Consider the following 3786-nt stretch of genomic DNA (forward strand, 5'->3'; position numbering starts at 1 on the left):
CACTCGTAGCTCAGCTGGATAGAGTACTCGGCTACGAACCGAGCGGTCACAGGTTCGAATCCTGTCGAGTGCACCATACAAACAAAAAGCCCGCCTAGTGCGGGCTTTTTGCCGTCTGGCGTTTGTGTAGGTTTTCTCGCAGGCATTATCTTTTTCTCCTGCTTCATGTGTTTTCCCTTCGAGCTGCGTCGTCGCAGTTCATAGATGCAGCCAATCTGAGCTTTGTCTCGCAAGCGCTTGTTCTTTCCAGTTTTTTAACGTTAAAAGCGCACGCAGCGTGTATCATTGTGCCCGTCAGCCCCGCCGGGGCTTGTGGAATACCTCCATGGACTTACCCAGTAGTTACTCAGTACCCCGCTTTACCAATCATGAATTGACTGATTGATCCTTCCGGCGTGCCCCGCTGCTGGGAGTGGAGTTCGCCTATGACCGAAGTAGAAGTAAAGAAAACACAGGAAAGCCTGCAGGATCGTCTGGCTCAAGTCATCGAGCTGCTGCAGCGCCAGCGCGTGGTCGAAGACCTCACGCACCGCCAGGAAGGTCCGCATCACGACCGCGTCGAAAACCTGGTCCACCGGCAAAACCTCGTCGAGTTGCAACGCAAGCTCGATGACCTGCACTCTGCCGACGTTGCTTATATCCTCGAAGCCTTGCCGCTGGATGACCGGCTGACGCTCTGGCAGTTGGTCAAGGCTGACCGCGACGGTGACATCCTTCTCGAAGTATCCGACTCGGTCCGTGAAACCCTGATCGCCGACATGGACGATCACGAGCTCCTGGCAGCGGCCAAGGAGATGGATGCGGACGAGCTGGCGGACCTTGCTCCAGAGCTTCCCCGTGATGTTGTCCATGAGCTGATGGAGGCGCTCGACGGCCAGCAACGTGAGCGCGTGCGTTCCGCGTTGTCTTACGACGAGGACCAGGTCGGCGCTTTGATGGACTTCGAGATGGTCACCATCCGCGAAGATGTCAGCCTGGAAGTGGTGTTGCGTTACCTGCGCCGTCTTAAAGAGCTGCCAGGCCATACTGATAAACTGTTTGTCGTTGATTACGAAGGTATCCTGAAGGGCGTACTGCCGATCAAGCGCCTGTTGGTCAACGACCCTGAAAAGAAAGTTGCGGAGGTAATGGCCAGTGATCCGGTGAGTTTTCACCCGGACGAAGACGCCTATGATGCCGCTCAAGCGTTTGAGCGTTACGACTTGATTTCTGCTCCGGTGGTCGACAAGAACGGCAAGCTGATCGGTCGTCTGACCATTGATGAAATGGTTGACCTGATTCGTGAGGAGAGTGAGACCGAAGTTCTCAACATGGCGGGTCTGCGCGAAGAGGAAGATATTTTCGCTTCGGTCTGGCGTTCCTTGCGTAACCGTTGGGCGTGGCTTGCTATCAACCTGATTACCGCCTTCATTGCTTCGCGAGTGATTGGGTTGTTCGAAGGTTCGATTGAGAAGCTGGTGGCTCTGGCAGCGTTGATGCCCATTGTTGCCGGTATTGGTGGTAATTCCGGCAACCAGACGATCACTATGATCGTACGAGCCATGGCGCTTGATCAGGTGAACACCGGTAATACGTCACGCCTTATGCGCAAGGAGCTGGCGGTGGCGCTGATTAACGGGGTCGTCTGGGGTGGCGTGATCGGTATTGTGGCCTACATGCTTTATGGCAGTTGGTCGCTCGGCGTTGTGATGACGGCTGCCATGACGCTCAACTTGCTGCTGGCCGCTCTGATGGGGGTACTGATCCCTATGACTTTGGCGCGCTTGGGTCGCGACCCGGCAATGGGGGCCAGCGTGATGATTACCGCCATGACCGATAGTGGTGGTTTCTTCATCTTCCTGGGCCTGGCAACGATCTTCCTGCTCTGATGCCTTTTCACGGGGGGCAATTCTGCCCCTCGTTCCATACTCCTTTCCCAGATTTCGCACAAAAAAAAGCCAGCACTTGGCTGGCTTCTGCTTTCAATGGTGAATCAATTGGCTTCTGCGGCTGCCTCAACATCGTGTGCGATAAGCGAGACGAGAGCATTTTGCTGGCGGTGGGAGAGTTGACGAAAACGCTGCAGCAGCTCGCGTTCATGCAGTGACAGCTCTGGGCTGTCCATGCGCATGCTCAACTCCTCACCCAGCGCCCCTTCCTGAATAAGGCTCTGCTCCAGGCGGGCGATGATTTCGGAGTTCATGCTGCGGTGATGATTGCGAGCCACCTCGGCAATGCGTTCCCGCATTCCGTCTGGCAGACGTACGACGAACTTGTCAGCCGTACGGCTGGAATAAATTGCCTGTTTCAATGGGCGCATATATTTAACCGGTTAGTTCAGAGGAGCGGTTTCTGGAATTGGCCGCAAGATGAGTGTTAAGACAAGGCTCACGACCAAAGTTCAACCCGAATTGCAAAGAGGCCGCATCATGCCTCAGATTTGACGTTTACTTGGCGTCAATTCTGTGACAAATATTGAACCGCCTACAGGCTTTATGCCAGCACTCATTTTCAATTCTGCGGACTGGTTGGAAAAAAAATTGCGCAGCATCTGGAGTTCAGATCGTCGCGCAAGCCCAGGCTGCACGCGGGTTGAGGGCGCACATCCTACCGCAATATGGCCTTTTGCCCTCAATCTTAAGACTAGTGGCAGTTTGCCGATTTGCTAGCGTCAGGCGACATAAGGTCGAGCTGAAATGGTTCTGCGCGGTCTTGGGTAGATTTCATCCGGTAGACCGGGTCGGCGTGAAGCTACTGGACGCTACGCCGGCAATAAATGCTGCGGCTGGGTCGTAGGCGGGCAGAGTTGCATGAGCGCCAAACCCAGGATCGGCGGGTCTGGTGACTCTCTTAGAAGATCCAGTGTTTGGATGTGGTCGAAGTCTGAGCGCCTTGAGCCGTGTAAACGGGGGAGGGCGGGGCGGCGGTCATTACAGCCAATTGCGGGCGTTGCTGGAGGTGATGTGGAACCGGCTGGTTGATCTGTGTCGTGTTCTGGGCATTCGTGGACTGAAAATGAAATATCACCAGCGCGGCCAAGGCTACGGTATTCAGGGCTAACAGGGCGGCACTATTCATGGTTCTCTTCTCCGCTGACTAGTTTTTGCAAAGCTGGCTTATAGGAGACGTATAGCAGGTGTCGTGCCAATATTTTAATGCTTTAAAATCAACTGGTTGCATTGGTTTTGTGAGGGTAGAGAATGCAATTTGCAATGTATTCGCTTTTTGGGTCAATGCAATTTGCACGATTCCATTTGCAGCCCAAATTTGCGGGGTTGAACTGCGTTTGCTTTTGCAAGCTTAGGCCTACACTCAAAATGCCTACGGACGACATGACAAAATCTATCTTGGCCGTTAACATGCACGCCGTCCGTCACTGGGCTCTTAGCCTGACGGCTTCCATTTGTCCCAGTAGCTCAATTGGATAGAGCATCCCCCTCCTAAGGGGAAGGTTGGCCGTTCGAACCGGCCCTGGGACACCATCTATACGCCAGGCGTTGCGCTATAGATGCATGTTGATTTGCGCGTCTTTCTTCTTCTCTTTTCCTCTCTTGATCTTCTTTCGCTTCCTGGTCGCTTTCGAGTGGGCTTCGCTCCGTGCTTTCCAGTATCGGAGCGCGTTCGCTGAGAGTCATTTTCTCTTTCTATATATAGAGGGGAGCGATAGAGGGGGATGCCCAGAAAGAAAATTCCGATTTTTTGAAATAGCGCTTGACGCCTCTGCTGGTGTCTGTAGAATTCGCCTCCCGCTAACGAGAGATCGGAAGCGCAAGTGGTTGAAGTTGTTGAAGAAATCTTCGAAAGCTT

Annotated in this window: 3 protein-coding genes and 1 tRNA gene; 2 read left to right on the plus strand and 2 right to left on the minus strand. The window is 53.7% G+C overall.

What is annotated here, in order from left to right; all coding sequences use genetic code 11:
* Positions 1–425 precede the first annotated feature (425 nt).
* Positions 426–1868 carry a magnesium transporter gene (mgtE, locus tag ACQRBV_RS14520; protein ID WP_060757332.1) on the plus strand — a complete coding sequence of 481 codons (1443 nt, stop codon included), beginning with the start codon at positions 426–428 and terminating at the stop codon, positions 1866–1868.
* 104 nt (positions 1869–1972) lie between these two features.
* Here the strand turns inward: mgtE and ACQRBV_RS14525 are convergent, their stop codons facing one another.
* Positions 1973–2299, minus strand: coding sequence for an Arc family DNA-binding protein (locus ACQRBV_RS14525; protein ID WP_060757333.1), 327 nt, complete (start codon positions 2297–2299; stop codon positions 1973–1975).
* 530 nt (positions 2300–2829) lie between these two features.
* Positions 2830–3057: a hypothetical protein gene (locus ACQRBV_RS14530; protein WP_104994604.1), complete on the minus strand. Its 228-nt coding sequence runs from the start codon at positions 3055–3057 to the stop codon at positions 2830–2832.
* A gap of 327 nt (positions 3058–3384) precedes the next feature.
* Between ACQRBV_RS14530 and ACQRBV_RS14535 the strand changes: the two genes are divergently transcribed.
* A tRNA-Arg gene (locus tag ACQRBV_RS14535) sits at positions 3385–3461 on the plus strand.
* The last annotated feature ends 325 nt before the right edge of the window (positions 3462–3786 follow it).

Origin of the sequence: Pseudomonas sp. R11F (assembly GCF_050312575.1) — a bacterium.
Classification (GTDB): domain Bacteria; phylum Pseudomonadota; class Gammaproteobacteria; order Pseudomonadales; family Pseudomonadaceae; genus Aquipseudomonas; species Aquipseudomonas palleroniana.

Excerpts from the sequence above, each read along its gene's own strand:
- ACQRBV_RS14530 (WP_104994604.1), bottom strand. The coding sequence starts at position 3,057 with ATGAATAGTGCCGCCCTGTTAGCCCTGAATACCGTAGCCTTGGCCGCG.
- mgtE (WP_060757332.1), top strand. The coding sequence starts at position 426 with ATGACCGAAGTAGAAGTAAAGAAAACACAGGAAAGCCTGCAGGATCGT.
- ACQRBV_RS14525 (WP_060757333.1), bottom strand. The coding sequence starts at position 2,299 with ATGCGCCCATTGAAACAGGCAATTTATTCCAGCCGTACGGCTGACAAG.